At 42.7% G+C, this 627-nt stretch carries 1 protein-coding gene; it reads left to right on the forward strand.

Annotation, left to right across the window (positions count from 1 at the left end; translation table 11 throughout):
* Positions 1-627 (forward strand): hypothetical protein (locus DAI20_RS19720; RefSeq protein ID WP_205781514.1); only part of this gene is annotated, 627 nt, incomplete at both ends.

The following is a 627-nucleotide window of genomic DNA, read 5'->3' on the forward strand; positions in this document are numbered from 1 at the left end:
TTTTGCGTATTTGCTTAAGTTTTTTATGTGTAGGTGCTTCTCGTCTAGTATCTAAGGCTCTATATTTTGGGGGCGTATATGATGCCGGGGCGCCAGGTGGGGGGGATGTAAGAAAAATTACAAACTTGACTCTTAGCCCAAGTGTTATATTTGGTTATTTACTAAAATCTCCCTTTGGGGGAGAAGGATGGATTGTTAGTGTGGACGATTTGGAAGATATAATTGGAGGGCATGTATGGTTAGGTTCCATTTGTATATTTGGTGGAATCTGGCATATCTTAACCAAACCTTTTGCATGGGCTCGCCGCGCACTTGTATGGTCTGGGGAGGCTTACTTGTCTTATAGTTTAGCTGCTTTATCTGTTTGTGGTTTCATTGCTTGTTGTTTTGTCTGGTTTAATAATACTGCTTACCCTAGTGAGTTTTACGGACCTACAGGGCCAGAAGCTTCTCAAGCTCAAGCATTTACTTTTCTAGTTAGAGACCAACGTCTTGGAGCTAACGTGGGGTCTGCTCAAGGACCTACAGGTTTAGGTAAATACTTAATGCGTTCCCCGACTGGAGAAGTTATTTTTGGAGGAGAAACAATGCGTTTTTGGGATCTGCGTGCTCCCTGGTTAGAACCTT

The sequence above is a fragment of the Planctomonas deserti genome (genome assembly GCF_003067705.1).
Classification (GTDB): Bacteria; Actinomycetota; Actinomycetes; order Actinomycetales; family Microbacteriaceae; genus Planctomonas; species Planctomonas deserti.